Origin of the sequence: Bradyrhizobium sp. CCGUVB14 (genome assembly GCF_024199935.1) — a bacterium.
Lineage (GTDB): Bacteria > Pseudomonadota > Alphaproteobacteria > Rhizobiales > Xanthobacteraceae > Bradyrhizobium.
The window spans coordinates 3,056,369-3,080,231 of record NZ_JANADS010000001.1 but is presented as its reverse complement, the minus strand read 5'-3'; the positions used below and the strand labels follow the sequence as shown (position 1 = coordinate 3,080,231).

At 64.7% G+C, this 23,863-nt stretch carries 25 protein-coding genes; 12 read left to right on the top strand and 13 right to left on the bottom strand.

Going from position 1 to position 23,863, the window contains the following annotated elements:
* The first annotated feature begins 19 nt into the window (after positions 1–19).
* Positions 20–325 (top strand): ATP-dependent Clp protease adapter ClpS, encoded by a 306-nt coding sequence (gene clpS, locus NLM32_RS14160; protein WP_148752581.1) that lies wholly within the window; start codon positions 20–22, stop codon positions 323–325.
* Positions 326–328: 3 nt separating this feature from the next.
* Here the strand turns inward: clpS and NLM32_RS14155 are convergent, their stop codons facing one another.
* Positions 329–1,288, bottom strand: a complete 960-nt coding sequence (locus NLM32_RS14155; RefSeq protein WP_254129584.1) for a LysR family transcriptional regulator — start codon at positions 1,286–1,288, stop codon at positions 329–331.
* Between the two features lie 112 nt (positions 1,289–1,400).
* On the opposite strand from NLM32_RS14155, the gene leuC reads away from it, so the two are divergent.
* From leuC to NLM32_RS14140, 3 genes are all read left to right on the top strand, one after another.
* Positions 1,401–2,825, top strand: coding sequence for a 3-isopropylmalate dehydratase large subunit (leuC, locus tag NLM32_RS14150; protein WP_254129583.1), 1,425 nt, complete (start codon positions 1,401–1,403; stop codon positions 2,823–2,825).
* Positions 2,822–3,424: a 3-isopropylmalate dehydratase small subunit gene (gene leuD, locus NLM32_RS14145; protein ID WP_254129582.1), complete on the top strand. Its 603-nt coding sequence runs from the start codon at positions 2,822–2,824 to the stop codon at positions 3,422–3,424. Before leuC ends, leuD begins: the two co-directional genes overlap by 4 nt.
* A gap of 61 nt (positions 3,425–3,485) precedes the next feature.
* Entirely contained in the window at positions 3,486–4,799 is a 1,314-nt protein-coding gene (locus tag NLM32_RS14140; RefSeq protein WP_254129581.1) for a 2-hydroxycarboxylate transporter family protein, read from the top strand.
* A 2-nt stretch (positions 4,800–4,801) separates the two neighbouring features.
* On the opposite strand, the gene NLM32_RS14135 is transcribed toward NLM32_RS14140, so the two are convergent.
* From NLM32_RS14135 to fabI, 5 genes are all read right to left on the bottom strand, one after another.
* A complete protein-coding gene (locus tag NLM32_RS14135; RefSeq protein ID WP_254129580.1) occupies positions 4,802–5,296 on the bottom strand; it encodes a GNAT family N-acetyltransferase in 495 nt (164 codons plus the stop codon).
* A 16-nt stretch (positions 5,297–5,312) separates the two neighbouring features.
* Complete coding sequence (locus tag NLM32_RS14130; protein WP_254129579.1) at positions 5,313–6,503, bottom strand: adenylate/guanylate cyclase domain-containing protein; 1,191 nt, start codon at positions 6,501–6,503, stop codon at positions 5,313–5,315.
* A 140-nt stretch (positions 6,504–6,643) separates the two neighbouring features.
* Positions 6,644–7,732 carry a chorismate synthase gene (aroC, locus tag NLM32_RS14125; protein ID WP_254129578.1) on the bottom strand — a complete coding sequence of 363 codons (1,089 nt, stop codon included), beginning with the start codon at positions 7,730–7,732 and terminating at the stop codon, positions 6,644–6,646.
* A gap of 88 nt (positions 7,733–7,820) precedes the next feature.
* A complete protein-coding gene (locus NLM32_RS14120) occupies positions 7,821–8,420 on the bottom strand; it encodes a histidine phosphatase family protein (protein WP_254129577.1) in 600 nt (199 codons plus the stop codon).
* Positions 8,421–8,432: 12 nt separating this feature from the next.
* On the bottom strand, positions 8,433–9,254 hold the full coding sequence (gene fabI, locus NLM32_RS14115; RefSeq protein ID WP_254129576.1) for an enoyl-ACP reductase FabI: 822 nt from the start codon (positions 9,252–9,254) through the stop codon (positions 8,433–8,435).
* A gap of 171 nt (positions 9,255–9,425) precedes the next feature.
* Here fabI and NLM32_RS14110 point away from each other — a divergent pair, with 171 nt between their 5' ends.
* Together NLM32_RS14110 and NLM32_RS14105 are read left to right on the top strand one after the other, a co-directional pair.
* Complete coding sequence (locus NLM32_RS14110; protein WP_128953175.1) at positions 9,426–9,914, top strand: sigma-70 family RNA polymerase sigma factor; 489 nt, start codon at positions 9,426–9,428, stop codon at positions 9,912–9,914.
* A gap of 106 nt (positions 9,915–10,020) precedes the next feature.
* Positions 10,021–10,794, top strand: coding sequence for an anti-sigma factor (locus NLM32_RS14105; RefSeq protein WP_254129575.1), 774 nt, complete (start codon positions 10,021–10,023; stop codon positions 10,792–10,794).
* A 318-nt stretch (positions 10,795–11,112) separates the two neighbouring features.
* Here the strand turns inward: NLM32_RS14105 and NLM32_RS14100 are convergent, their stop codons facing one another.
* Positions 11,113–12,078: a DnaJ C-terminal domain-containing protein gene (locus NLM32_RS14100; RefSeq protein WP_254129574.1), complete on the bottom strand. Its 966-nt coding sequence runs from the start codon at positions 12,076–12,078 to the stop codon at positions 11,113–11,115.
* Between the two features lie 159 nt (positions 12,079–12,237).
* Positions 12,238–12,645: an RT0821/Lpp0805 family surface protein gene (locus NLM32_RS14095; protein WP_309144843.1), complete on the bottom strand. Its 408-nt coding sequence runs from the start codon at positions 12,643–12,645 to the stop codon at positions 12,238–12,240.
* Positions 12,646–12,758: 113 nt separating this feature from the next.
* Between NLM32_RS14095 and pdxH the strand changes: the two genes are divergently transcribed.
* The 3 genes from pdxH to NLM32_RS14080 are packed head-to-tail and all read left to right on the top strand — an operon-like array spanning position 12,759 to position 14,974.
* Positions 12,759–13,400: a pyridoxamine 5'-phosphate oxidase gene (gene pdxH / locus NLM32_RS14090; protein ID WP_254129572.1), complete on the top strand. Its 642-nt coding sequence runs from the start codon at positions 12,759–12,761 to the stop codon at positions 13,398–13,400.
* A 26-nt stretch (positions 13,401–13,426) separates the two neighbouring features.
* Positions 13,427–14,179: an SDR family NAD(P)-dependent oxidoreductase gene (locus NLM32_RS14085; RefSeq protein WP_254129571.1), complete on the top strand. Its 753-nt coding sequence runs from the start codon at positions 13,427–13,429 to the stop codon at positions 14,177–14,179.
* Between the two features lie 24 nt (positions 14,180–14,203).
* Positions 14,204–14,974, top strand: a complete 771-nt coding sequence (locus NLM32_RS14080) for a class I SAM-dependent methyltransferase (protein WP_254129570.1) — start codon at positions 14,204–14,206, stop codon at positions 14,972–14,974.
* A gap of 82 nt (positions 14,975–15,056) precedes the next feature.
* Here NLM32_RS14080 and NLM32_RS14075 read toward each other — a convergent pair whose 3' ends face one another.
* Together NLM32_RS14075 and NLM32_RS14070 are read right to left on the bottom strand one after the other, a co-directional pair.
* The gene (locus NLM32_RS14075) at positions 15,057–15,293 is read right to left on the bottom strand and encodes a hypothetical protein (protein WP_254129569.1); all 237 of its coding nucleotides are present in this window, start codon (positions 15,291–15,293) and stop codon (positions 15,057–15,059) included.
* 206 nt (positions 15,294–15,499) lie between these two features.
* Complete coding sequence (locus NLM32_RS14070) at positions 15,500–16,477, bottom strand: magnesium transporter CorA family protein (protein ID WP_254129568.1); 978 nt, start codon at positions 16,475–16,477, stop codon at positions 15,500–15,502.
* 326 nt (positions 16,478–16,803) lie between these two features.
* Here NLM32_RS14070 and NLM32_RS14065 point away from each other — a divergent pair, with 326 nt between their 5' ends.
* On the top strand, positions 16,804–17,487 hold the full coding sequence (locus NLM32_RS14065; protein WP_254129567.1) for a L,D-transpeptidase: 684 nt from the start codon (positions 16,804–16,806) through the stop codon (positions 17,485–17,487).
* 38 nt (positions 17,488–17,525) lie between these two features.
* On the opposite strand, the gene NLM32_RS14060 is transcribed toward NLM32_RS14065, so the two are convergent.
* The gene (locus NLM32_RS14060; protein ID WP_254129566.1) at positions 17,526–18,647 is read right to left on the bottom strand and encodes an extensin family protein; all 1,122 of its coding nucleotides are present in this window, start codon (positions 18,645–18,647) and stop codon (positions 17,526–17,528) included.
* 65 nt (positions 18,648–18,712) lie between these two features.
* Here NLM32_RS14060 and NLM32_RS14055 point away from each other — a divergent pair, with 65 nt between their 5' ends.
* Together NLM32_RS14055 and NLM32_RS14050 are read left to right on the top strand one after the other, a co-directional pair.
* Positions 18,713–20,341, top strand: a complete 1,629-nt coding sequence (locus tag NLM32_RS14055; protein WP_254129565.1) for a fatty-acid--CoA ligase — start codon at positions 18,713–18,715, stop codon at positions 20,339–20,341.
* 214 nt (positions 20,342–20,555) lie between these two features.
* Positions 20,556–21,410, top strand: coding sequence for a DUF1499 domain-containing protein (locus tag NLM32_RS14050; RefSeq protein WP_254129564.1), 855 nt, complete (start codon positions 20,556–20,558; stop codon positions 21,408–21,410).
* Between the two features lie 7 nt (positions 21,411–21,417).
* Here the strand turns inward: NLM32_RS14050 and NLM32_RS14045 are convergent, their stop codons facing one another.
* Positions 21,418–22,341, bottom strand: a complete 924-nt coding sequence (locus tag NLM32_RS14045; protein WP_254129563.1) for an MBL fold metallo-hydrolase — start codon at positions 22,339–22,341, stop codon at positions 21,418–21,420.
* A 158-nt stretch (positions 22,342–22,499) separates the two neighbouring features.
* Entirely contained in the window at positions 22,500–23,714 is a 1,215-nt protein-coding gene (locus NLM32_RS14040) for an acyl-CoA dehydrogenase (protein WP_254129562.1), read from the bottom strand.
* Positions 23,715–23,863: the final 149 nt, after the last annotated feature.

The following is a 23,863-nucleotide window of genomic DNA, read 5'->3' as shown; positions in this document are numbered from 1 at the left end:
GCCGTGTTCAGGAGGCGGAATGAACGACACTGTTACCACGCCGAAAACCAGGACCAGGACCAAGGTCGAGCGGCCCAAGCTGCACAAGGTCATCCTGATCAACGACGACTACACGCCGCGCGAGTTCGTCACCATGATCCTGAAGGCCGAATTCCGCATGACCGAGGATCAGGCCTACAAGGTCATGATCACCGCGCACAAGCTGGGCGCCTGCGTCGTCGCCGTGTTCACCAAGGACGTCGCCGAAACCAAGGCGACGCGCGCCACCGATGCCGCGCGCACCAAAGGCTATCCGCTGCTGTTCACGACGGAGCCGGAGGAATAGCCACTAGCCGCGACCGCGACGGAGGCGCACCGCCTTGCGCGGGTTGCTCGCGGGCGGATGCTCCTGAACATGTGTCCAGAATGCTTCGGCCGCCGGCGTCAGCCGCGATCGCGGGCGGAACACGTGGATCTCGATCGGTATCTCCCACTCCTGTCCGCCGGCCTTCACCAATTCGCCCGATGCGAGCTGGTCGGCGATGAGGCTTTGCGGAAGCCAGGCCATGCCGCGGCCGGCCTGCACCATGGTGACGAGAAGCTTTGCAAGATGTGAGGTGAACGCGGGCTTCAGATGCGCACCAAGCGGCGAGGTCGCGCGGACCGCATCGAGGATCTTCCCCATTCCGGACTCCTGACGGTAGTTCAGGACCTGCACCGGCGCTGCTTCCGTTCCCGGAAGCCTGAAGCGCGCAGCCTTGCCTGATCGCGACGCCGGCACGGAGGCCGGGATCAGGCAATCGTCGCCGACATGCGCCGAGCGGAATTGCGAGGTCGTCAGCGCCGTGACGACGGCGGGATGATGGTGACAAAGCAGAAAATGCACCTCACCCGCCAACAACATGCGCTCGCACGCCTCCATGTGGTTGGCGACGAGCTGGACATTCGGCACGAACGACAGCGTCGCCTCGACCTGGCGCAGCCAATCCGGAAAGAACGTCAACGACAGCGCATTGGTCGATGCGAATTTCAGCACGTCGGAGGCGCCGCGCGCGAGCTCCTGCGCCTCCAGGCGCCCGGCGGACAGGCGGCGGATGATATCCTCGGCGGTCAGGCGGAACGCATCGCCGGCAGGCGTGAGGCTGACGGCATGCGTCGTGCGCTCGAACAGCGCCGCCCCGGCCCATACTTCCAGCGCCTTGATCCTGCGGCTCAGCGCCGGCTGCGACGAATTGCGCTGTTCGGCAGCGCGCGAAAAACTACGGGTCGACGCCACCACGATGAAATCGTGCAGCCAGTTGATCTCCATCGCGTCCATCCCGCTTATGCAAATCCTGCATAATCATATCATGAGGTGACATTGGATTTCCACCGGCCCGGCCTGCACCTTCGAGGAAAGTCACATTCCTGTTGGAGGCCGAATGTCCGGGCGCACGCTCTACGACAAGCTGATCGATGCGCATGTGGTTCGGCGCCTCGACGATGACGGGCTGGTGCTGCTCTATGTCGATCGCACCGTGCTCAACGAATATACCAGCCCGCAGGCCTTTGCCGGCTTGCGTGCCGCCGGGCGCAAGGTGTGGAATCCATCCGCAGCGCTGATGGTGGTCGACCACGTCAACCCGACCGCAGCGCGGCGCACGCGGCAGATGCCCGATGCCGACGCGGCGCGGCAGGTCGACTACTTCGCCGACAATGCGCGCGATTTCGGCATCGAATATTTCGACATCCTCGATCCGCGTCAGGGCATCGAGCACGTCGTTGCGCCCGAGCAAGGGCTGGTCATGCCGGGCATGGTGATCGCCGCCGGTGACAGCCACACCACCGCCTACGGCGCCTTCGGCGCGCTCGGCTACGGCATCGGCACCTCCGACATCGAGCACTATCTGGCGACCTCGACGGTACGCTACCGCCGCCTGAAGACGATGCGCATCAACGTGACCGGGCATCCGCCGCTCGGCGTCACGTCGAAGGACGTCGTCATGGAGATCATCCGTCGCATCGGCGCCGATGGAGCCACCGGCTATGCGGTGGAGTTCGCCGGCCCCGCGGTGACCGAGATGAGCGTCGAGGGACGCATCGTGATGTCGATCATGATCGTCGAGGCCGGCGCACGCGGCGTCGTCATCGCACCCGACCAGAAGGTGCTCGATTATCTCAAGGCACGGCCCCGTGCGCCGAAAGGCGAGATGTGGGACCGTGCCGCCACAGCCTGGCTGCAGCTTCGCTCCGATCCGGACGCCAGCTTCGACCGGGAGATGACGATCGATGCCGGCGAGGTCGCGCCGCTGGTGACATGGGGCACGAGCCCGGACCAGGCGATTGCCGTGACCGATCGCGTGCCCGATCCCGACAGCAATCCCACCACCGATCGCCGGACGGCGGCGATGCGCGCGCTCGCCTATATGGGCCTGACGCCGGGCACACCGATCCAGTCGGTGCCGATCGATTTCGCCTTCATCGGCTCATGCACCAATTCGCGCATCGAAGATCTGCGCGATGCGGCGCACGTGTTCAGAGGCCGTCACGTCGCGACCGGCGTTCGCGCCATCGTCGTTCCCGGATCGACACAAGTCCGCGCGCAGGCCGAGGCGGAAGGGATCGCTCAGATCCTGATAGATGCGGGCGTGGAGTGGCGGCAATCCGGCTGCTCGATGTGCCTTGCGATGAACGACGACATTCTCGCACCGGGGCAGCGCTCGGCCTCCTCGACCAACCGCAATTTCGAGGGTCGCCAGGGGCCCGGGGCGCGCACGCATCTGATGAGCCCGGCGATGGTCGCGGCCGCCGCGGTCACGGGCCGCATCACCGATGTGCGCTACCTGATCGGAGGAAAGCAGCAATGACGCCATTTCATTGCGTCTCCGGCGCCGCTGCGCCGATGACGACGCCCAATATCGACACCGACGTGATCATGCCGAAGATGTTCCTGAAGGGCGTCGATCGCAGCGGTCTTGGCGACGGCGCCTTCAACCTACTCCGCTTCAGCGCGGGTCGGCCTAATCCCGACTTCGTGCTGAACAAGGACGGCTATCGCGACGCCCGCTTCCTCGTCGTCGGCCCGAATTTCGGCTGCGGGTCGAGCCGCGAGCATGCAGTCTGGGGCCTCCAGCAGCTCGGCATTCGCGCCCTGATCGGCACCACCTTCGCCGGCATCTTCAACGACAATTGCGCCAACAACGGCCTGCTGACGATCAGTCTCGATGCCGCCACCATCGGCACGCTCGCCGGCATCGTCGCGAACCCTGCGAGCAACAAGCTCACCGTCGATCTCGAACAGCAGACCATCCGCATCGAGGGCGGCGGGACGATCCCCTTCGCGATCGAGCCGGCGCGGAAGGAGGCGTTTCTCACGGGGCGCGATGCGATCAGCTCGACGCTGGTGTTTGCCGATGAGATCCGCGCTTTCGAGGCCCGGCACCGGGCGGACAATCCCTGGTTCTGAGCGCGCGTGAAGCGCGCGGACCGGCAGGCAAACAAACACAAAACGACAGAGGGAGGCATTCTTGACCGACACCACCATCAAGCTCGCGGAGACGACGCAATCATCCGCGCTCACGGCATTGAAAATCGGCCCGCTGCCGATCACCGTCTATGTTCCCGCAGCGCTCGTCTGCGCTGCTGCGGTCTATTCCGGAAAGCTGCCCAATGACGTGATCGGCGGGCTGTCGGTGCTGATGCTGCTCGGCTTCCTGCTCGGCAAGCTCGGCCAGACCATTCCGGTCGTGAGGCGGATCGGCGGCACCGCGATCATGTGCCTGTTCGTGCCGGCAGCGATGGTCGCCTACGGCCTGATGCCGGATACGGCGCTGAAGGCAATCACGACGACGTTCCGCACCGCCAATTTCCAGTATTTCTTCATCGCTTGCCTCGTCGCCGGCTCGATCCTCGGCATGCCCCATCGCGTCCTGGTGCAGGGTTTCTTGCGGATGTTCGTGCCGCTGCTGGTCGGCACGCTCAGCGCGATCGCGATCGGCGTCACGATCGGGCTGCTGTTCGGCCACAGTCCGAAGGAGACGTTCTTCTTCGTCATCATCCCGATCATCGGCGGCGGCCTCGCCGAAGGCGTGCTGCCGCTGTCCATTGCCTATTCCGAAATGCTGCACCGGCCACAGGCCGAGCTGGTGGCGCAGATGGTGCCTGCGGCGCTGCTCGGCAACGTCGTCGCCATCGTCGCCGCCGGACTTCTCGCGCGCCTCGCCGAGAAACGGCGCGACCTCAACGGCCAGGGCATGCTGGTGAAAACAGGCGATGACGACATCCTGGGCCCGGCGCGATCCGACCATCCGATCGACCTCGGCCTGTTGGGTGCCGGCATCATGCTGTCCTGCGTGCTGTTCGTGCTCGGCATGGTGCTCGCGCCATACACCGGCATTCCCGGCCCGATCCTGATGATCATCGCGGCGGTCGCGCTCAAGCTGACCAGATTGCTGCCGGCCGAGATGGAGCTCGGCGCCTACCAGATCAACAAGTTCATGTCGACCAACCTCACCTTCGCGATCCTGGTCGCGATGGGAACGCTGCTGGTCTCGTGGCAGCAACTCGTGGCGTCCTTCAATCCCGGCTACATCGCGATCTGCACGACGACGGTGCTGGCGATGGTCGCCTCCGGCTTCTTCGTCGGCAAGTGGCTCAACATGTATCCGGTCGAGGCCGCGATCGTCACCGCCTGTCATTCCGGGCTCGGCGGCACCGGCGACGTCGCCATTCTCGGCGCCGCGGACCGCATGGGCCTGATGGCCTTCGCCCAGATCGCAACCCGCGTCGGCGGCGCCATCATGATCGTGATCGCGACGTTGGCGATGAAGATCGCGTACTGAGATCAGCCTGCGAGGCGCGCCATGATGATTTCATCGTGATAGATGCCGTCGAGGAGGATCGCCATGCGCTTGGTGCCCTCCTCGACAAACCCGGCTTTTCGATAGAGAGCCGCCGCGGCCGTATTGGTCGCGAAGACGCCGAGCTCGATGCGCCGGAAGCCGAACACGTCCGCCGCCTGAACAGCCTGCCGCAACAGCAGTTCGCCAAAGCCTTTGCCACGGAACTCCGGTACGAGCCCCATGAAGAGGTCGCCGACATGCGCCGAGACGGCGCGGCCGGCCGGCGGCACGTTGCACCATCCGACCACGGCGCCGCCCGCGACGGCGACGATCTGCGGATAGCCGCGCTCGACATTGCGCGCGACGAAGGTGCGGACCTGCTCGATCGGGGGCGCTTCCACCAGTGCGATGTATTTGCGCTCGCGGGCAACGATATCGACGGCGGCGCGGAAAGCGTCGGTGTCGGCGACCTGGATCTGGCGGAATTCGACGGTCATCGGCAGTCTCGTCGCATCACGCCATCACCACGGGCGTCTCCTCGGCGAGCCCGTACACACGCTGCGCCCTGGAAAATCCCGCGATCGGAAAATCGCCAAGATCGCGCCAATCGTGCTGACAGACATGGGCGAAGGCTTCTGATGCGACGACGGTGCGACCAAGCCGGCCCGCGATCTTTTCCATCCGCGCCGCGAGATTGACGGCCGGGCCGATGCAGGTGAAGTCGAGCCGGTTGCCCCCGCCAATATTGCCGTAGAGGATATTGCCGACATGCAGTGCAACGCCGAAGCGGAAGCGTTCGACGACGTCGCCGACGGGATGCGCGAGAGCGTCGACGCTGGCACGGGCTTCGCGGGCTGCTTCCAGCACGCTGGTGCAGACGTGGGCGGCATCGCCGACATATTCGTCGATCGGGAACACCGCAAGCAGGCCGTCGCCCATGAATTTCAGGACCTCGCCGCCATGCGCGCGGATCGCGGTAACCTGGCAGTCGAAATAGCGGTTGAGGATCTCGACCACCGTCTCGGCCGGCAGCCGGTCCGACAGCGCAGTGAAGCCGCGCAAATCCGACAACCAAATCGCGGCCTGCATGGTATCGTTGTGGCCGCGGCGGATCTGGCCGCCGAGGATGCGCTCGCCGGCGCGATTTCCCACATAGGTGTCGAGCAACGTCGCTGCGGTGCGGCGCAGGGTGACGATTTCGCTGACGCGCGCGAGCGGCGCCACGATGGAGCGGATCGTCGCGATGTCGTCCTCGCTGAAGCCGCCGGGATGCTTGGTGGTCCAGCTGATGGCGTGGATCGAGCCGTCCAGAAATCGCATCGGCGTCGCGAGGTAGTCGGTGACGCCCTCGGCGCGCATGTCCGCCAGGAACGGAAACCGCTTGGTATCGACCTCGTTGATACGTCCCCTGACTTCCAACCCCTCCTCGAACACGACACGCAGCGGGCTCCGCGCAAATTCTGGCGTGTCCAAAATCTCGAAATCGACGGTGCCGATCTCGACCTCCTCGCCCTGCCGCCAGATGAAGTTGCGGCCGAAGATTTCGGGATGCAGCGTGCGGATGAAAACGCCGAACCGCCACAGCGGCAGGCCGGCCGCGACGAGCTGCTCGCAGGCATCCGCGATCATCTCTGCCGGCCCGCGCGACGACCGGGCGCCGTCGATCAGCCAGTTGATGATCCGTTGGAGCTCGGAATTCTGCATGCGTGCATTTGCCGACGAAGTTGTGGAATCGTCAAGCTGCGCGGTGGGCTAGTACCGCGACAATATAGCTGGCGAATGATCCTGCCGGAAAACCGTTTCACGCTTTGCGCTAACGCGGCCCTCCGGGTCCGGATCATGCGCTAGCGCCCCACCTGCCCGCGGTCCCGCAAAAAGTGGTCGGCCAGCACGCAGGCCATCATGGCTTCGCCGACGGGGACTGCGCGAATGCCGACGCAGGGGTCGTGGCGTCCCTTGGTGAAGATCTCGGTGTCCGCACCCTTGCGATCGACGGTGAGGCGCGGCTGCAGGATCGACGAGGTCGGCTTCACCGCGAAGCGCACCACGATCGGCTGTCCCGTGGAGATGCCGCCCAGAACGCCGCCGGCGTGGTTGGACAGGAAGCGCGTGCCGTCATTGCCGGTGCGCATCTCGTCGGCGTTTTCTTCGCCGGTCAATTCGGCGGCGCCAAAGCCGGCGCCGATCTCGACGCCCTTCACAGCGTTGATGGTCATCATCGCGCCGGCCAGATCGGAATCGAGCTTGGCATAGATCGGCGCGCCGAGGCCCGCGGGCACGCCCTCGGCGACGATTTCGAGCACGGCGCCGATCGAGGAGCCGCTCTTGCGGATACCGTCGAGATAGGTCTCGAAGAACGCGGCCTTGTCCTTGTCCGGACAGAAGAACGGATTTTTGGCGATCTCGTCCCAGTCCCACTTCTCGCGGTCGATCTTGTGCGGGCCGATCTGCACCAGCGCGCCGCGCACCTTCACGTCGGGCAGCACCTTGCGCGCGATCGCACCGGCGGCGACGCGCATCGCGGTCTCGCGCGCCGAGGAGCGGCCACCGCCGCGATAGTCGCGCAGGCCGTACTTCGCCTCATAGGTGAAGTCGGCGTGACCGGGACGAAACTTGTCCTTGATCTCCGAATAGTCCTTCGAGCGCTGGTCGGTATTCTCGATCAGGAGCCCGATCGGGGTGCCCGTGGTCACCTGCACCCCGGTCTCCGGATGCGCCATCACGCCGGACAGGATCTTGACCTGGTCCGGCTCCTGGCGCTGGGTGGTGAAGCGCGACTGGCCCGGCTTGCGGCGATCGAGGTCCTGCTGGATGTCGGCCTCGGTGAGCGGGATCATCGGCGGGCAGCCGTCGACCACGCAGCCAATCGCCACCCCGTGGCTCTCGCCAAAGGTGGTGACGCGGAACATGTGGCCGAAGGTGTTGAAGGACATTGCTGCTCGCTGGCTCGGTTCCGGCGTGTGGTAACGCGCGCGGCGCCGGGGGTCAAACCCGGCTACAGCCCCGGAAGGTCCTCAAGGCCTAACTATGCTTGTCCAGCCGGCCGTCGCGGAACACGTAGACGGTGCCCTGCTCGATATAAAGCTCCGCGGCGCTGGCCGGCGTCTCCAGGCCGAGCGAGACCATCAGAGCCCGGCAGGTGCCGCCATGGGCGACCGCGACGGTGTCGGTCCGAAGCTCGTCGTACCAGGCACGCACGCGGACCTGCACGTCGGCATAGGTCTCCGCACCCGCAGGCCCCACCGTCCATTTGTCGGCGAGGCGCCTGGCGTAGATGTCGGGATTTTTCGCCTCGCTCTCGGCCAGCGTCAGACCTTCCCAGGCGCCATAGCCGATCTCGCGCAGGCGATCGTCCAGCGCATAATCCGCGACCGGCAGTTCGAGCTTGCCGCGTGCAAGTTCCATGGTCTGGCGGGCGCGGCCGAGCGGGCTCGACACGTAGGGCAGCGCCGTCTTGTCCTTGCCATCGCGCTTGAGGAGATCGGCCAGGATCAGGCCCGCCTGCACCGCCTGACCGCGGCCCCGCGCGTTCAGCGGAATGTCCCTGGTGCCCTGGAGCCTGCCGAGCGCATTCCATTCGGTCTCGCCGTGGCGAAGATAATAGATCGTGGGCACGGGCATTCCGGGTGAAGGTTAGTCCTTGCCGCCGATCGACACATCCGGCGCGTCGGGGCGCTTCATACCGAGCACGTGGTAGCCGGCGTCGACGTGATGCACTTCGCCGGTGACCCCGCGCGACAGGTCGGACAGGAAATACAGCGAACTGTCGCCGACCTCCTCGATCGTCACGTTGCGACGCAGCGGCGCGTTGACCTCATTGTATTTCAGCAGCAGGCGTGAATCGGCGATGCCGGCAAATGCCAGCGTCTTGATCGGTCCCGCGGAAATCGCGTTGACGCGGATCGCCTTCTCGCCGAGATCGGCGGCCAGATAGCGCACGCTCGCCTCCAGCGCCGCCTTGGCGACACCCATGACGTTGTAGTTCGGCATCCACTTCTCGGAGCCGTAATAGCTCAGCGTGATGATCGAACCACCGTCGGTCATCAGCTTCTCGGCGCGCTGCGCGACCGCAGTCAGCGAGTAGCAGGAGATCAGCATCGACTTGGAGAAGTTGTCGGCGGTGGTGTCGACGTAGCGGCCCTCGAGCTCATCCTTGTCCGCAAACGCGATCGCGTGCACGACGAAATCGATCTTGCCCCACTTCTCCTTCAGCACGTCGAACACGGCATCGATGGTCGCGGCATCCGTGACATCGCAATGGCCGAGCATGAGCGCGCCGAGCTCGGCGGCAAGCGGTTCGACCCGCTTCTTCAGCGCATCGCCCTGGTAGGTGAGCGCGATCTCGGCACCGGCCGCCTGGCATGCCTTGGCGATGCCCCAGGCGATCGAGCGGTTATTGGCGACGCCGAGGATCACCCCGCGCTTGCCCTGCATCAGACCTGAATTCTGCGCCATTTGCTAACGTCCTGTAGCTCTCGTTAAGGTCTGGAGGTACACCAGCCCTCCCCTGCGGTACAGTCCTAATACGCGGCGTTAACGCTGTTTCCAGCGCCGGAATAGCCGTTCCGTTCGGGTGTTATGATCGCTATAGGCGCGTGCGCCGAACGGCAGGACACCAAATACGGCATGAGTGCGTTTCGCCAGAGTGTAGAAGCCATGATCCCGGCGTTGCGCCGCTATGCCCGCGCGCTCACGCGCGACGCGGATGCGGCCGACGATCTGGTGCAGGACACGCTGGTGCGTGCGTTGCGCTCGGAGCGATTGTTTCTCGGAGGCGACGTCAGGAGCTGGCTCTACACGATCCTGACCAACCTCAACAAGAACCGGCGGCGGTCGCTGGCGCGGCGGCCGCAATTCATGCAGCTGACGGAGAATAATCCGGATGCCAGCGGGACGGAGGCCGAAGGACGCGACATCGAACGGGCACTCTCGACGCTGGTCGAGGAGCAACGCTCGGTGCTGCTGCTGGTGATGCTGGAAGGCATGAGCTACCGCGAGGTCGCCGATATCCAGGGCGTGCCGATCGGCACCGTCATGTCCCGCCTGGCGCGCGCCCGTGCCCACGTTAAAGCGTCGCTGGAGGGTGAGCGCCCAGCGCTCAGGCGGGTGAAATGATGGCAGGATTGATGCATCGCGCTTACCGCGTCAGCTGCACGGAGAGAGAAGCAGCGCAGTTGAACCGCGTTAGATATTTTGGGCCGCAGAGCCAGAGACGACCGATATGAACGACCGCAATATTCCAGTGACCGAAGACGAATTGCACGCCTTTGTCGATGGCGAGCTGCCGACCGAGCGCCGCGCCGACATCGAGGCCTGGCTTGCCGCCCATCCCGACGATGCCGAGCGGGTGCAGTCCTGGCGCGCCATGGCCGAGATGCTGCACGCCCGCTACGACGGCGTCGCCCAGGAGCCGGTGCCGGCCCGGCTGGAGCTCGAACGGCTGGAGCGCCGTCCGCGGCAATGGCTCTACGGCGCGGTTGCGGCCGCGCTGGTCGCTTTCGTCGCCGGCGGCACGGCCGGCTGGGTGGCGCATGGCGCCGCCAACGCGCCCTCGACCTTCCAGAGCTTTACGGCGGATGCGCTCGATGCCCATCGCCTCTATGTCGTCGAGGTCCGCCATCCGGTCGAGGTCGGCGGCAACGAGCGCGACCACCTCCAGGCCTGGCTGACCCGGCGCTGCGGCTGGACCGTGTTCGCCCCCAATCTGGAGGCGAGTGGACTGAAACTGGTCGGCGGCCGGCTGCTGCCGGGGCCGAACGGGCCGGCGTCCTTCCTGATGTATGAGGGCGCCTCGGGCGAGCGCTACACGATCTACACCGCCAAGACCGAGACCGGCGCGACGCAGATGCGATACGCCAGGACGGACAAGGACGGAGCGCTGTTCTGGGCCGAGCGCGGCGTCGGCTACGTCGTCAGCGGCGGCGGCGCCGACCGCGACCGGCTGACCAAGGTTGCGCAGGCGGTGTACGACCAAGCAGAGAAAAACGGCGGCTGAACAACCGCACGAACGCGGTGCCTCGATTCCGTCATTGAAAATTTGGAATCAAGACATGTGTGCGTCTCATTATCGCACCGGGTGTTCACGCGATTATGAGCAGCGTTCGATCCGCCGATCGACGCGGGCGGCCTCGATTGGGGTTTTTGGTACCGCGCTGGTCCCCCTCTCGAGGCCGCACCTTTTTATCGGCTGCCCCGCCGGACAGCCGACACGTGGAGCGTCGAAGCGCTACCACGCTTTGCGTGTATGACGAGCATCATCCGTTCGGAGATGCGCCAGGCCTGTGAGGAGAACCCCCTTCAGTTCTTCACCGCCCTAACCCAGCCCGCTACGTGGATTGTAGGGGTGTTGGTCCCGCCACTTCTCCATCAATGCTTCAAGCTCGGCGTCGTTCCCGTCCGGTAGCATAATCCTGATCGTGACGAAGAGATCCCCGGTCCCGCCGGATCTCGGCAAGCCCTTACCTTTGAGGCGGAAGGTCCGGCCGCTGGAGGTGTTTTTCGGAACCGACAATTCCACCGCATTGCCGAGCGTGGGCACGCGGACCTTGCCACCGAGCACAGCCTCGTAGAGCGTGACCGGCAGGTCGATCCGCAAGTCGGCACCCTCGATCTTGAAGAACGGGTGCGGCGCGATGCCGATGGTGATCAGGAGATCGCCGGGCGGATGTCCTTGCGCGGTCTCGCCCTGGCCGCGCAGCCGGATCTGCTGGCCCTCGACGACGCCCGCCGGAATCTTGACGTTGAGTTCCTTGCCGTTCGGCAGCCGGACGCGCTTCTCGCCGCCCTTGACCGATTCTTCCAGCGAGACGGACATCGCGACGTTGACGTCGAGATCGATCCCGACCCCGCCGGTGTCGAATTCGAACTGGGCACCGCCACCGGCCCCGGGACGCGCGCCGCGCATCCCGCCGCCGAACATGCTGTTGAGGATATCCTCGAACGCGCCCGCGCCCTGGCCGGGGCCCGCCCCGCCGCCACGGAAATTGTAGCTCTCGAATCCGCCGGGACCCGCGCGACCGCGTGGGCCGCCGCCGCCCGGAAAGCCCTGGAAGCGCGGCTTGCCCTCGGCATCGATCTCGCCGCGGTCGAACTGCTTGCGCTTGTCCTCGTCGCCGATGATCTCGTTGGCCGAATTGATCTCGGAGAAGCGCTCGGCGGCCTTGGGATCATCCTTGTTGCTGTCGGGATGATGCTTCTTGGCCAGCTTGCGATAGGCGCTCTTGATCGCGGCAGCGTTGGCGCTCCGCGGCACCCCCAAGACCTCATAGGGGTCGCGCATCCGTCACGTCTCCTCTCGGGAAATCGAAATGTTCAAAGGGCTCCCCGCCCCAACTGAGCCTTATGTGGGGGGTGAGTGGTATTTTTGCAACTAGTCGAGTGAAGCGACCCGCTCCGATTCGAGCAGGATCTTATCGGAAAACCGGTTCCCGGATCATGCTCAGCTCCGCCACGGCTTTAGCGTATGAATCTCCCAACGGCCACGGCTGCTTTGGCAGCCGGCGCCCTGGAGCCAGCTTTCGGTCGTCCCGTTGACGTAGCTCGCAAGGAAATCACGGCACTTGCGGCCATCCTCGGCGGCGTAGGATTGCGCGATCGGCGTCACCGAGCCGCGCGCGCCGGTTTCCGGATTCTCCCAGTGCTGGCTGGCATCCTTGTCGCCCTTGCTCAGCACGTCGGAGGCGGCGTTGCGGGCGAAGGCGAGATCGGTCTCGGTCGGCGGGGCGTCCTTCGCCGGCCGCGCGATCGAACCGGTGAGATCGTTGTCGTCGGCCTTGGCATAGGCATTGGTGTCGGTGCGGGACAGACTGCAGCCGCCGGCGCCGAGCCCGATCAAAATCATCGTCATCGCAAGGCTGGAGGACCGCATCGCCGATAGGCCAACGCGTCCCCATGCCCTATATAGGGCAGGTGCAGACAACAGCGCGCTTTGGGCCGCGGGACGCAATTCGGACTCCAGACATGACCGACACGACCTCGATGAAACACCAGACACCCTTAACATCCGGTGATTTCACCGCCGCCGACGAGCCATTTGCGCTGTTCGAGGCCTGGCTGAACGAGGCGATCAAGAGCGAGCCGAACGATCCGAACGCCATGGCGCTCGCAACCGTCGATCCCGACGGCCTGCCTGACGTGCGCATGGTGCTGATGAAGGGCTTCGATACCGAAGGTTTTGTTTTCTACAGCCACATCGCGAGCCAGAAAGGCCGCGAACTCGCCGCAAATCCTAAGGCAGCGTTACTTTTTCACTGGAAGTCGCTGCGCCGTCAGGTCCGCATCCGCGGCAACGTGACGCCGGTGACCGATGCCGAGGCCGACGCCTATTTCGCGACGCGGCCGAAGCAAGCCCAGATCGGCACCTGGGCCAGCAAGCAATCCGAGGCGCTGGAAAGCCGCTTCGCCTTCGAGCAGGCGATCGCCAAGATCGCCGCCAAGTACATCGTCGGCAACGTGCCGCGGCCGCCCGGCTGGAGCGGCTGGCGCATCACGCCTTCGCGCATCGAGTTCTGGCACGACCGCCCATTCCGCCTGCACGACCGCATCGAATTTCGCCGTGACGCGGCCGGCCAGCCGTGGTCCAAGACGCGGATGTACCCCTAAGCTTTAGGCCGACCTGAAAGATGTCCATGCCGCATTCGTCCAATGCGCCGCGCCGCACGCTGCTCCTGACCGGAGCAAGCCGCGGTATCGGCCACGCCACCGTGATCCGCTTCTCGTCGGCAGGATGGCGCGTCATCACCTGCTCGCGGCATCCCTTCCCGGAGGATTGTCCGTGGGACGCAGGCCCCGAGGATCACATCCAGGTCGACCTCGGCGATCCCCAGGACACCGCGCGCGCGATATCCGAAATCCGCAATCGCCTCGAAGGCGGCATGCTGCACGCGCTGGTCAACAACGCCGCAATCTCGCCGAAAGGTCCCGGCGGCGCCCGGCTCGGCTCGGTCGACACCGAGCTCGACACCTGGACGCACGTCTTCCACGTCAATTTCTTCGCCCCGATCATGATCGCGCGCGGCTTGATCGAGGAACTGAAGGCGGCCAAGGGCTCGGTCGTGAACGTCACCTCGATCGCGGGCTCGCGCGTGCATCCCTTCGCGGGTGCGGCCTACGCCACCTCGAAAGCGGCGCTTGCCGCGCTGACGCGCGAGATGGCGTCCGACTTCGGCCGCGTCGGCGTGCGCGTCAACGCGATCGCACCGGGCGAGATCGACACCTCGATCCTGTCGCCGGGCACCGAGAAGATCGTCGATCAGCAGATTCCGATGCACCGCCTCGGCACGCCTGACGAGGTCGCCAAGATCATCTACGTGCTGTGCACGGACACCAGTTCCTACGTCAACGGCGCCGAGATCCACATCAACGGCGGCCAGCACGTCTAGGCCAGGTGACGCGTCAGGTGATCGATGGGCCGGTTTGCGAGCACGGCGTCAACTTACGAGCATTTGCGGCCGCCCTACCCCGGCGAGTTCTTCCGCAGCATGGCGCACGAGCTCGGCCTCTCCGAACGATGCGCCTTGATTGATCTGGGCACCGGCCCCGGGCTGCTCGCACTTGGCTTTGCGCCCCATGTCGGCCGTATCGTCGGCGTCGACCCTGAACCCGCGATGCTCGAGGCTGCGCGACAGGCGGCAGCGCGTGCAGGCCAAGCGCTCACGCTGATCGAAGGCAAAGCCGAGACACTTGGCTCCGACATCGGCACGTTCGACATCGTCACGATCGGCCGCGCGCTGCATTGGATGGATCGCGATGCGACGCTCGTGCGGCTCGACAGGCTGGTCGCAGACGACGGCGCGATCCTGATCTGCGCCTCGTTCTCGGTCACCGACGGCCGCAATCCATGGCTTGATGGCTACAACGAGATCCGCCGCCGCTGGTCACCCACAAAGCTCTGGGAGGAAGCCGGCAAGGGCACGCGCACCCATCGCGACCTTCCCGCGTTCTTCCGCGGCAGCGCCTTTACGCCCACCGAGCTTGTCACGGTCGAGACCAGCCACACGGTCAGCATGCAGGACCTGGCGCAACGCACCCTCACCTACTCGTCGTCCTCACCGGAAGCGTTGGGCGACAATGTCGAGGCGATGTTGCGGGATGTCGAGAGCCATCTGGCAGCGTTCAGCCGCGATGGCGCAATCGCCGAGACCATCGTCTCGACGGCGCAGATCGTGAAGCGCTAGTTCATCTACTGCGAAGGGCGGGAAGCAAGGCGATCCAGCAACGCCGCCGCAAGACTGGATCGCCCGCCCTTCCTTCCACTCCTCAATCGACTCGAATCCGACGCGACCGTTCGCGTAGCCTCAACGTTGCAGCAGTTGGAGCGGCAGCTGCGTTGAATGCAGTCGAACAATCGTCATCGTTCTCGCCATCGAGCAGGGGAGCACCACAGTGCCGGCACATGCGCGCCGACAACGACGGCGCCTTGCCGCTCGCCACGGCCTGACGATAGCTCGTCAGATCGATGACGTTGCGGGGCGTCGTTATGTGTTTTTCAACCATGGCTATTCCTCGCGGCTAACCCGCTGCTTATCGCAGACAAGTTTCGCGCAAACGTTCAGCCCACCGCTCAAATTTTACCGGAGGAATTGGGGCGCAGAACACGCATCACGGCGTCGCCGCAATGACGCTCTATTCTGCGACACCATCAGCCCTGTCTCTGCGACCGGCGTAAGGTCTCGGTCACTATTTTCAGAGCGCAGGCCGGCTCACAGCCACTTCTTCCACTTGAAGATCCAGTACGGCACGATCGCCGCGATCACCATCAGCACGAGCGCAAACGGATAGCCGTGCGTCCATTCGAGTTCCGGCATCGACTTGAAGTTCATGCCGTAGATCGATGCGATCAGCGTCGGCGGCATCAGGACAACAGCCATGACCGAAAACAGCTTGATGATGTTGTTCTGCTCGAGATTGACGACGCCGAGCATGGCATCGAGCACGAAGGTGATCTTGCTGGAGAGATAGGAGGCGTGGTCGGTCAGCGAGGCGACGTCGCGCTGCATGGTCTTGAGCTGCTCGCGCATGTCCTTCGACCATTTCACGCCCTCCACCACCGCCGAGAGGAAGGTGACGACGCGGCCGATCGACACCAGGCTCTCGCGAACTTTGGAGGTCAGATCGCCCTTGCGTCCGATCGAGATCAGGATCTGCGAATATTGCTTGGCGTGGCCGTGGCGCTCGCTCTCGGGCTCGAAGATGTCGTGGCTGACCTGGTCGATCTCCATGCCGCAGCGTTCCAGAATGTCGGCGCAGCGGTCGATCACGGCGTCCAGCAGTTCCATCAGCACCATTTCGCCGGTGATCGCGGGGGCGCAGGTGCGGGCCAGCTTGGCCTCGACCAGGGCGAACGGCTTGGGCTGGTCGTAGCGCACCGTGACCAGGCGATGGTCGCCGAGGATGAAGGTCACCGCCGTGGTCCGGGGCATGTCGGTGTCGGAATGGCACATCAGGGTCGCGGTCATGTAGCGCGCGCTGTTCTCGATGTAGAGGCGGCTGGAGATCTCGATCTCCTGCATGTCCTCCCGGGTCGGGATCGCGATCCCCAGCAGCCGTTCCACGGCCTTGTCCTCGGCCGCGGTCGGGTTGACCAGGTCGACCCACACCGCGTGCTCCGGCACGGCCGCGAGATCGTCGACAACGGCCTTCTTCAGGGTGGAGTCGGTGGGAACGAACACAGAAAACATGAACAACTCCGGGAGGGGGCCTGCGACAGAATGACAGGCCCTTAGCGCGATTCTGACAAGTTCATGATGACAAGCACATTAACGGAGCGTTTGCATTTGTGGCCCAACTGTGGCGCGAAATCGACAGTCCGGCTTTTCGCGTCCAAAAACGGGTCTGGGCGCGCAAAACTTGCGGCAAAAAAGCCACAGGTTGGGTCTTGCAGCGCGGGAAAAGTCCCTAAACGCTGGAATTGTGGCAGATTTCAACCATAATGAAATCCACGGAGTCGAAGGCCTTGGGTGCTAGCTCAGGACCTGCGCGGTATTTGTTTGATTGGAACCAAACCATGTCGTCGCTGAAAGTTATGTTGGGAATTCTGGCCGCCGGCTTCACGCTGTCGGGCTGCATGCAGGCTACGCATTTCGAAGCCACCAACACCCAGAATTTCAAGCCGAAGGACAAGGAACTCCTTGCCAAGATCCGGTACGAGAATACGCCGGTGGCAGAGCCGTTCCGTCGCGCCATCGTCGACTATCACCGCAAGGAGTCGCCGGGCTCGATCGTGGTCGATTCCGACAACCACTACCTCTATTACGTGATGGATGGCGGCAAGGCGATCCGCTACGGCATCACCGTCGGCGAAGAAGCCATGGCTTGGTCCGGCATCGCCAAGGTCGGCAGCATGACCGAATGGCCGGCCTGGCACCCGACCCCGGGCGAGATCTCGCGCCTTGGCGTTCCGACCTACGTCGCCCCCGGTCCGGACAATCCGATGGGCTCGCGCGCGATGTACCTGTATTCGGGCGGCAAGGACACGCTGTTCCGCATTCACGGCACCAACCAGCCGGAATATATCGGCGCTTCGATCTCGTCGGGCTGCATCCGCCTGACCAACGAGGACGCAATCGACCTCTACAGCCGCGTCAAGGTCGGCACCATCGTCGTGGTGCTCGAGCCGAAGCACGGCGACTCGCCCTACAATTCGCGCCTCGCGCTGCAGGGCGGCGGTTCTCAGACCAGCAACTACTGATCACGGTCTGATCTGATGGTTTTCGAAAAGCGCCGGTTTTACCGGCGCTTTTTTGTTGTCGACTTGCTCTTGCTGGAGTTGGCCGCTGGCTTGTCCGCCGGCGCGGCAGGCTTCGCGCTCTCCTGATCGTCGGCGCCGTCCTTGGGCTCATCCTTGGCCCCCTCCTTGGTCCCCTCGGATTTGGCCGCGACCTCGCGCGGCGGTGCCTCCTCGGGGCGCTCGGCCGGCAGCAGGGGCGCGACCTGGGGCAAGGGATCCCAGACGTTCCACTGACAGATCCGGTAGTCGTTGCGCCGCTGCGCGAGGTCAAGGTGGATATGGTCCTCGTGGTACCAGTCCGAGCCTGGGCCGAGCACCGTGGAAAAGCGCGAGCAGACCGAATGCAGCACGCGCTCGCGCACGTCGCGCGACATGGTGCGGTCGGTCAGGCCGATCGACTGGCCGTTGGCAAGCTTGAGCGCGCGCACGTCGAGTGCGTTGGCCTTGCCGTGCTCGGACAGCATCGCACCGACGATGCGATTACGGCCGCGGCACTCGAAACTATCGAAATTGTCGAGGTCGGTGATGGTCGAGCCGAGGCTCGCGGCCAGCGGCACCATGTCGGTGCGCACCCAATTGGCGATTGCTGATGCCATGGTGCAGCGGAGGATTGCCGCCGGTTTGACGGCGACCTTGCGCTTGTCCGGCAGCACGATCGCCTCCAGCCGCACCAGATCCTCCCCGCCGCAGGCGCCGGGGCCACGGATATCGGGAATGGACGGCGCGACCGCGATCTCCTCGGTGAGCGCGAGACGGCAGGCCGAGAGCTGCTTCTCGGGCGGCGGAGCCGCCTCGGCGGGTTTGCCGGGTTTATCCGGGGAAGGCTTGTCAGGCGAAGGCTTGCCGTCGGCCTCAGGCGCCGCCTCATCCGTTGCTTTGGGAGCGTCCTCAGGCCGAGGCTTTGGTAGCGGTATCCTAAGCGGCATCCTGGCGGAATGAGTGCTCGCGCGCGGCCGTGGTGTACCAAGACCAAAGATATCGAGCGGCGCAGCATAGTTTCGCGCTTCCACGCGATCCGCGAGCACAAGTAGCCCGAGCGCAGCGGTAACCATTGCCGCGCCGGCGGACATATTGCCGCGATAAGACCATTTGCGGCGAAAGTCCGGCAGGCTAAAACTCATGACAATTCTTTGGCCCTGCGCTGAGAGCGATAATGCGCCCAGCGACTTCTCGGAGGAACGTCTGAATGCTCGGCTTGATGCAAGATTGGCCCCTGCTCTGCCACCGGATCATCGAACACGCCGCCAAGATTCATGGCAAGCAGGAGGTCGTGACGCGATCGGTCGAGGGACCGATCCATCGCACCACCTACGCCGAAATCCACCAGCGCGCGCTCAAGGTCTCGCAGATGCTGGAGCGCGACGGCATCAAGCTCGGCGACCGCGTCGCCACGATCGCCTGGAACACCTGGCGCCATCTCGAGGTCTGGTACGGCATCATGGGCATCGGCGCCATCTGCCATACCGTCAATCCCCGGCTTTTCCCCGAGCAGATCGCCTGGATCATCAACCATGCACAGGATCGCATCGTGATGGTCGACCTGACCTTCGTGCCCGTGCTGGAGAAGCTCGCCGACAAGCTTCCGAGCGTCGAACGGTACGTCATCCTCACCGACAAGGCGCATATGCCCGAGACCACGTTGAAGAACGTCGTGGCCTACGAGGACTGGATCGCCGAGGCCGACGGCAAATTCAAATGGAAGGACTTTGACGAGAACACGGCGGCAGCGATGTGCTACACGTCCGGCACCACGGGCGATCCAAAGGGTGTGCTGTATTCGCATCGCTCCAACGTGCTGCATGCGCTGATGGCCAACAATGTCGACGCGCTCGGCACCAGTGCCTCGGAGACAATGCTGCCGGTGGTGCCGCTGTTCCATGCCAACAGCTGGGGCATCGCCTTCTCTGCGCCCTCGCAGGGCACCAAGCTGGTGATGCCAGGCCCCAAGCTCGACGGCGCCTCGGTCTACGAGCTGCTCTCGACCGAGAAGGTGACGCACACCGCCGGCGTGCCGACGGTGTGGCTGATGCTGCTCCAGCACATGACCGCCAATAATCTGAAGCTGCCGGAGCTGAAGATGGTGATCTGCGGCGGATCGGCGATGCCGCGCTCGATGATCAAGGCCTTCCTCGACATGGGCTCGAACGTCCGTCACGCCTGGGGCATGACCGAGATGAGCCCGATCGGCAGCGTCTCGGCGCTCAAGCCGCCGTTCCAGAACGCGACCGGCGATGCGCGGCTCGACGTGCTGCAGATGCAGGGCTACGCGCCCTTCGCGGTCGAAATGAAGATCACCGACGATGCCGGCAAGGAGCTGCCCTGGGACGGCAAGACCTTTGGCCGCCTCAAGGTCTCCGGCCCCGCGGTGGCCAAGGCCTATTTCCGTCTCGATGCCAACATCCTCGATGAGGAGGGCTTCTTCGACACCGGCGACGTCGCGACCATCGACGAGGGCGGTTACATGCGGATCACCGACCGCTCCAAGGACGTGATCAAGTCCGGCGGCGAGTGGATTTCCTCGATCGACCTCGAGAACCTCGCGGTCGGCCATCCGGCCGTGGCGGAGGCCGCCGTGATCGGCGTCTTCCATCCCAAATGGGACGAGCGGCCGCTGCTGATCGTGCAGCTCAAGCAAGGCCAGCAGGCCACGCGCGATGACATCCTGAAGTACATGGACGGCAAGATCGCCAAATGGTGGATGCCCGACGACGTCGCTTTCGTCGACGGCATCCCGCACACCGCGACCGGCAAGATCCTGAAGACCGCGCTGCGCGACCAGTTCAAGGAATATCGTTTCCCGAACGCGGCGGCGTAAATCACCACCACCGTCATGCCCGGGCTTGTCCCGGGCATCGACGTCTTGCCCGACGTCTTGGCGGCAAGAAAAACGTGGATGGCCGGGACAAGCCCGGCCGTGACCATGCAAGAGCCTGTGGAACCCTTGAATTTGCCCCCGGGCCGTGGTCTCAACGGTTCATCGTCGCGCCAAACCGGCCGGCAAGCCCCAAAACCCCGGCAGAGCTCACTCGATGGCCCGCAGGTTTTCCGCTCCCTACCAGTCGGAGCCCGTGTCCAGCCTCGCGACCTGGGCGCGGAATCTGGCCGTGTTCGCGGTGGTGGCGGTGGTGGTGTCGATCATCATCGTCCGCTTCGACTTTTTGGAGATGAAGCCGGCGCTGGCCACGTTCTTCGGCGGGCTCGCGATTGCCGCCCTGTCCATCCTGTTCGGCCTCGCCGGCTTTGCCGCGATCTGGCAGAACGGCTCGCGCGGCATGGCGCGTATCCTGCTCGCCTTCCTGATCGACGGGGCGATCCTCGCCTATCCCGCGTATCAAGCCCTGCTGTACCGCAAGCTGCCGCCGATCCACGACATCACCACCGACCCGATCGACCCGCCGCGCTTCGACGCGCTGTCGCGCCTGCGCACGGGCGACGGCACCAACACCGCCGTTTATGCCGGCCTCTATTCGGCCGAGCAGCAGCGCCACTACTATCCCGACATCGAGCCGATCGAGCTCGAGATCCCCGTCGACCGCGCCTATGCGATCGCACGCCAGCTCGTCATCAAGCGCAAATGGACCGTCATCGACGAACGCGAGCCGCAGCCGCCGCGCCGCATGGGCCGCATCGAGGCGGTGGCGCGCACGCCGATCATGGGGTTTCGCGAGGACATCTCGATCAGGGTCGTGCCTGACGGCGACGATTCCCGCGTCGATATCCGCTCCGCCTCGCGTTATTTCGAGAGCGACCTCGGCAGCAACGCCGCGCGCGTGACGAAATTCATCGACGACCTCAACACCGCAGCCGACGCGGACGCGCTGAAACCGGTGAAGAAGACCCCGGTCGCGCCGCCGAAGGCGCCGGCGAAGACGGTGAAGAAGTGACCGCGCGCTAGCCGTTCGCCATCCGGTACGTCCCGCCGATCACGGGATCGCCGTCCGTCGCGACAACGCCGCGTGCGACGAGGTCCTCCAGATGCGCCAGCACGGAATAGCCGGCGGCCGTCGTCAACCGCGGATCGATGCCGATATAGATCGCGCGCACCATGGTCGGGATGTCGGTCTCTCCCTTGGCGAGGCGGTGCAGGATCGAGGCCTCGCGCGCCTTGCGATGGCGGATCAGGAAACGCACGAAACGCTGGCCCTCCGGGATCTCCGGGCCATGGCCGGAGAAATACAGGTCCTCCTCGCGCGCAGCGAGCCGGTCGAGCGATTCCATGTAGTCGATCATCGAGCCGTCGGGCGGCGCCACGATCGAGGTCGACCAGCCCATGACGTGATCGCCGACGAAGCTGAACTTTCGCTCGGGCCAGGCAAAGGCGAGATGGTTGGCGGTGTGACCGGGCGTGGCCACGGCCTCGAGCCGCCAGCCGGCGCCTTCGACGACATCCCCATGGGCGATCCTCACATCGGGGACGAAGTCGCGATCGGAGCCGGATTCCGGATTATGCTTCTCGCTCTCAAAGCGCGGGCGCGAGGCGCGGTGCGGGCCCTCGGCATAGACCGGCGCACCGGTCGCCTGCTTGATGCGCGGTGTATTGGGCGAGTGGTCGCGGTGGGTGTGGGTGACGAAGATATGGCTCACCGTCTCGCCGCGCACGGCATCGAGCAGTGCGGCCGCATGAGCCTCGTCGTCGGGACCGGGATCGATGATCGCGACGTTGCCGGTGCCTACGATGTAGCTGACGGTACCAGTGAAGGTGAACGGGCTCGGATTGTTACAGAGCACCCGCCGAACACCGGGGCGGACTTCCTCGACGACGCCTGGGTGAAGCGGAAAGTTGCGGTTGAACGGGACGTCGTCGTTGTCGGACATGGCTGGCTCATACCTTGCGGACCTCGTCATGCCCGGCCGTGTGCCGGGCATCCACGTTCTTCTCGTGGCCTAGAACGTGGATGGCCGGGACACCTAGCGCGAAGACGCGCTTCGCGCTTTTGCCCGGCCATGACGCATTTCCAAGCCGAGGTGCGTCCTCAGAAAAACGCCTGAATGCCCGTGATCGCGCGGCCCAGGATCAGGGCGTGGACGTCGTGGGTGCCCTCGTAGGTGTTGACCGTCTCGAGGTTATGGACGTGGCGCATCACGTGGAATTCGGCGGAGATGCCGTTGCCGCCATGCATGTCGCGGGCGACTCGGGCGATGTCGAGGGCCTTGCCGCAATTGTTGCGCTTCATGATCGAGATCATCTCGGGCGCGAACTTGCCCTCGTCCATCAGGCGCCCGACGCGCAAGCTCCCCTGGAGGCCGAGCGCGATCTCGGTTTCCATGTCGGCGAGCTTCTTCTGCACCAGCTGGGTCGCGGCGAGCGGCTTGCCGAACTGCTTGCGGTCGAGCGTGTACTGGCGGGCGCGATGCATGCAGTCCTCGGCCGCGCCGATCGCACCCCAGGAGATGCCGTAGCGGGCGCGGTTGAGGCAGCCGAACGGGCCCTTCAGGCCGGAGACGTTGGGCAGCAGCGCGCTTTCGGGCACCACGACGCCGTCCATCACGACCTCGCCCGTGATCGAAGCACGGAGCGAGAGCTTGCTGCCGATCTTTGGTGCGGAAAGGCCCTTCATGCCCTTCTCCAGCACGAAGCCGCGGATCTGGTTGTCGTGCTCGGCCGACTTGGCCCAGATCACGAACACGTCGGCGATCGGCGCGTTCGAAATCCACATCTTGCTGCCGGTCAGGCGATAGCCGTCGGAGACCTTTTCGGCGCGGGTCTTCATGCCGGCCGGGTCGGAGCCGGCATCGGGCTCGGTCAGGCCGAAGCAGCCGACCCATTCGCCGCTGGCGAGCTTCGGCAGGTACTTCTTGCGCTGGTTCTCGTCGCCATAGGCATAGATCGGGTACATCACCAGCGACGACTGCACCGAGTTCATCGAACGATAGCCGGAATCGACCCGCTCGATCTCGCGCGCGACGAGGCCGTACGCCACGTAGCTCGCATTGGCGCAGCCATATTCTTCCGGCAACGTGATGCCGATCAGGCCGAGCTCGCCCATCTCGTTGAAGATCTCGCGGTCGGTCTTCTCTTCCAGATAGGCCTTGGTGACACGCGGCAGCAGCTTGTCCTGGGCATAGGCGCGCGCCGTATCGCGCACCATGCGCTCGTCTTCGGTCAGCTGCTCGTCGAGCAGGAACGGATCGTCCCACTGGAAGGAAGCCGCTGCCGGCTTGTCCTTGGTCTGAGGGCGCACGCTCATGAAACGTCCTTTCGGTCTGGTTCCGTCTAAAAATTGCCGGACAAACTAAATCGCCGCGGCAACAAGTGCAATTGCATTGCAGATGTGGGGCCTTGCGTGAATCCCGGGGATGCGCACCGCGCACCCCGGGGGATGCGAGGCGCGTCCCC

Bases quoted from the DNA above. Each gene is read 5' to 3' on its own strand.
- NLM32_RS14060 (WP_254129566.1), bottom strand. From the start codon at position 18,647: ATGAGTTTTAGCCTGCCGGACTTTCGCCGCAAATGGTCTTATCGCGGC.
- NLM32_RS14155 (WP_254129584.1), bottom strand. From the start codon at position 1,288: ATGGAGATCAACTGGCTGCACGATTTCATCGTGGTGGCGTCGACCCGT.
- clpS (WP_148752581.1), top strand. From the start codon at position 20: ATGAACGACACTGTTACCACGCCGAAAACCAGGACCAGGACCAAGGTC.
- pdxH (WP_254129572.1), top strand. From the start codon at position 12,759: ATGACCGACACGACCTCGATGAAACACCAGACACCCTTAACATCCGGT.
- NLM32_RS14055 (WP_254129565.1), top strand. From the start codon at position 18,713: ATGCTCGGCTTGATGCAAGATTGGCCCCTGCTCTGCCACCGGATCATC.
- NLM32_RS14110 (WP_128953175.1), top strand. From the start codon at position 9,426: ATGAGTGCGTTTCGCCAGAGTGTAGAAGCCATGATCCCGGCGTTGCGC.
- NLM32_RS14095 (WP_309144843.1), bottom strand. From the start codon at position 12,645: ATGACGATGATTTTGATCGGGCTCGGCGCCGGCGGCTGCAGTCTGTCC.
- NLM32_RS14130 (WP_254129579.1), bottom strand. From the start codon at position 6,503: ATGCAGAATTCCGAGCTCCAACGGATCATCAACTGGCTGATCGACGGC.
- aroC (WP_254129578.1), bottom strand. From the start codon at position 7,732: ATGTCCTTCAACACCTTCGGCCACATGTTCCGCGTCACCACCTTTGGC.
- NLM32_RS14100 (WP_254129574.1), bottom strand. From the start codon at position 12,078: ATGCGCGACCCCTATGAGGTCTTGGGGGTGCCGCGGAGCGCCAACGCT.
- NLM32_RS14085 (WP_254129571.1), top strand. From the start codon at position 13,427: ATGCCGCATTCGTCCAATGCGCCGCGCCGCACGCTGCTCCTGACCGGA.
- NLM32_RS14045 (WP_254129563.1), bottom strand. From the start codon at position 22,341: ATGTCCGACAACGACGACGTCCCGTTCAACCGCAACTTTCCGCTTCAC.
- NLM32_RS14105 (WP_254129575.1), top strand. From the start codon at position 10,021: ATGAACGACCGCAATATTCCAGTGACCGAAGACGAATTGCACGCCTTT.
- NLM32_RS14080 (WP_254129570.1), top strand. From the start codon at position 14,204: ATGGGCCGGTTTGCGAGCACGGCGTCAACTTACGAGCATTTGCGGCCG.
- NLM32_RS14040 (WP_254129562.1), bottom strand. From the start codon at position 23,714: ATGAGCGTGCGCCCTCAGACCAAGGACAAGCCGGCAGCGGCTTCCTTC.
- fabI (WP_254129576.1), bottom strand. From the start codon at position 9,254: ATGGCGCAGAATTCAGGTCTGATGCAGGGCAAGCGCGGGGTGATCCTC.
- NLM32_RS14075 (WP_254129569.1), bottom strand. From the start codon at position 15,293: ATGGTTGAAAAACACATAACGACGCCCCGCAACGTCATCGATCTGACG.
- NLM32_RS14135 (WP_254129580.1), bottom strand. From the start codon at position 5,296: ATGACCGTCGAATTCCGCCAGATCCAGGTCGCCGACACCGACGCTTTC.
- NLM32_RS14120 (WP_254129577.1), bottom strand. From the start codon at position 8,420: ATGCCCGTGCCCACGATCTATTATCTTCGCCACGGCGAGACCGAATGG.
- leuC (WP_254129583.1), top strand. From the start codon at position 1,401: ATGTCCGGGCGCACGCTCTACGACAAGCTGATCGATGCGCATGTGGTT.
- NLM32_RS14065 (WP_254129567.1), top strand. From the start codon at position 16,804: ATGTCGTCGCTGAAAGTTATGTTGGGAATTCTGGCCGCCGGCTTCACG.
- NLM32_RS14050 (WP_254129564.1), top strand. From the start codon at position 20,556: ATGGCCCGCAGGTTTTCCGCTCCCTACCAGTCGGAGCCCGTGTCCAGC.
- NLM32_RS14070 (WP_254129568.1), bottom strand. From the start codon at position 16,477: ATGTTTTCTGTGTTCGTTCCCACCGACTCCACCCTGAAGAAGGCCGTT.
- leuD (WP_254129582.1), top strand. From the start codon at position 2,822: ATGACGCCATTTCATTGCGTCTCCGGCGCCGCTGCGCCGATGACGACG.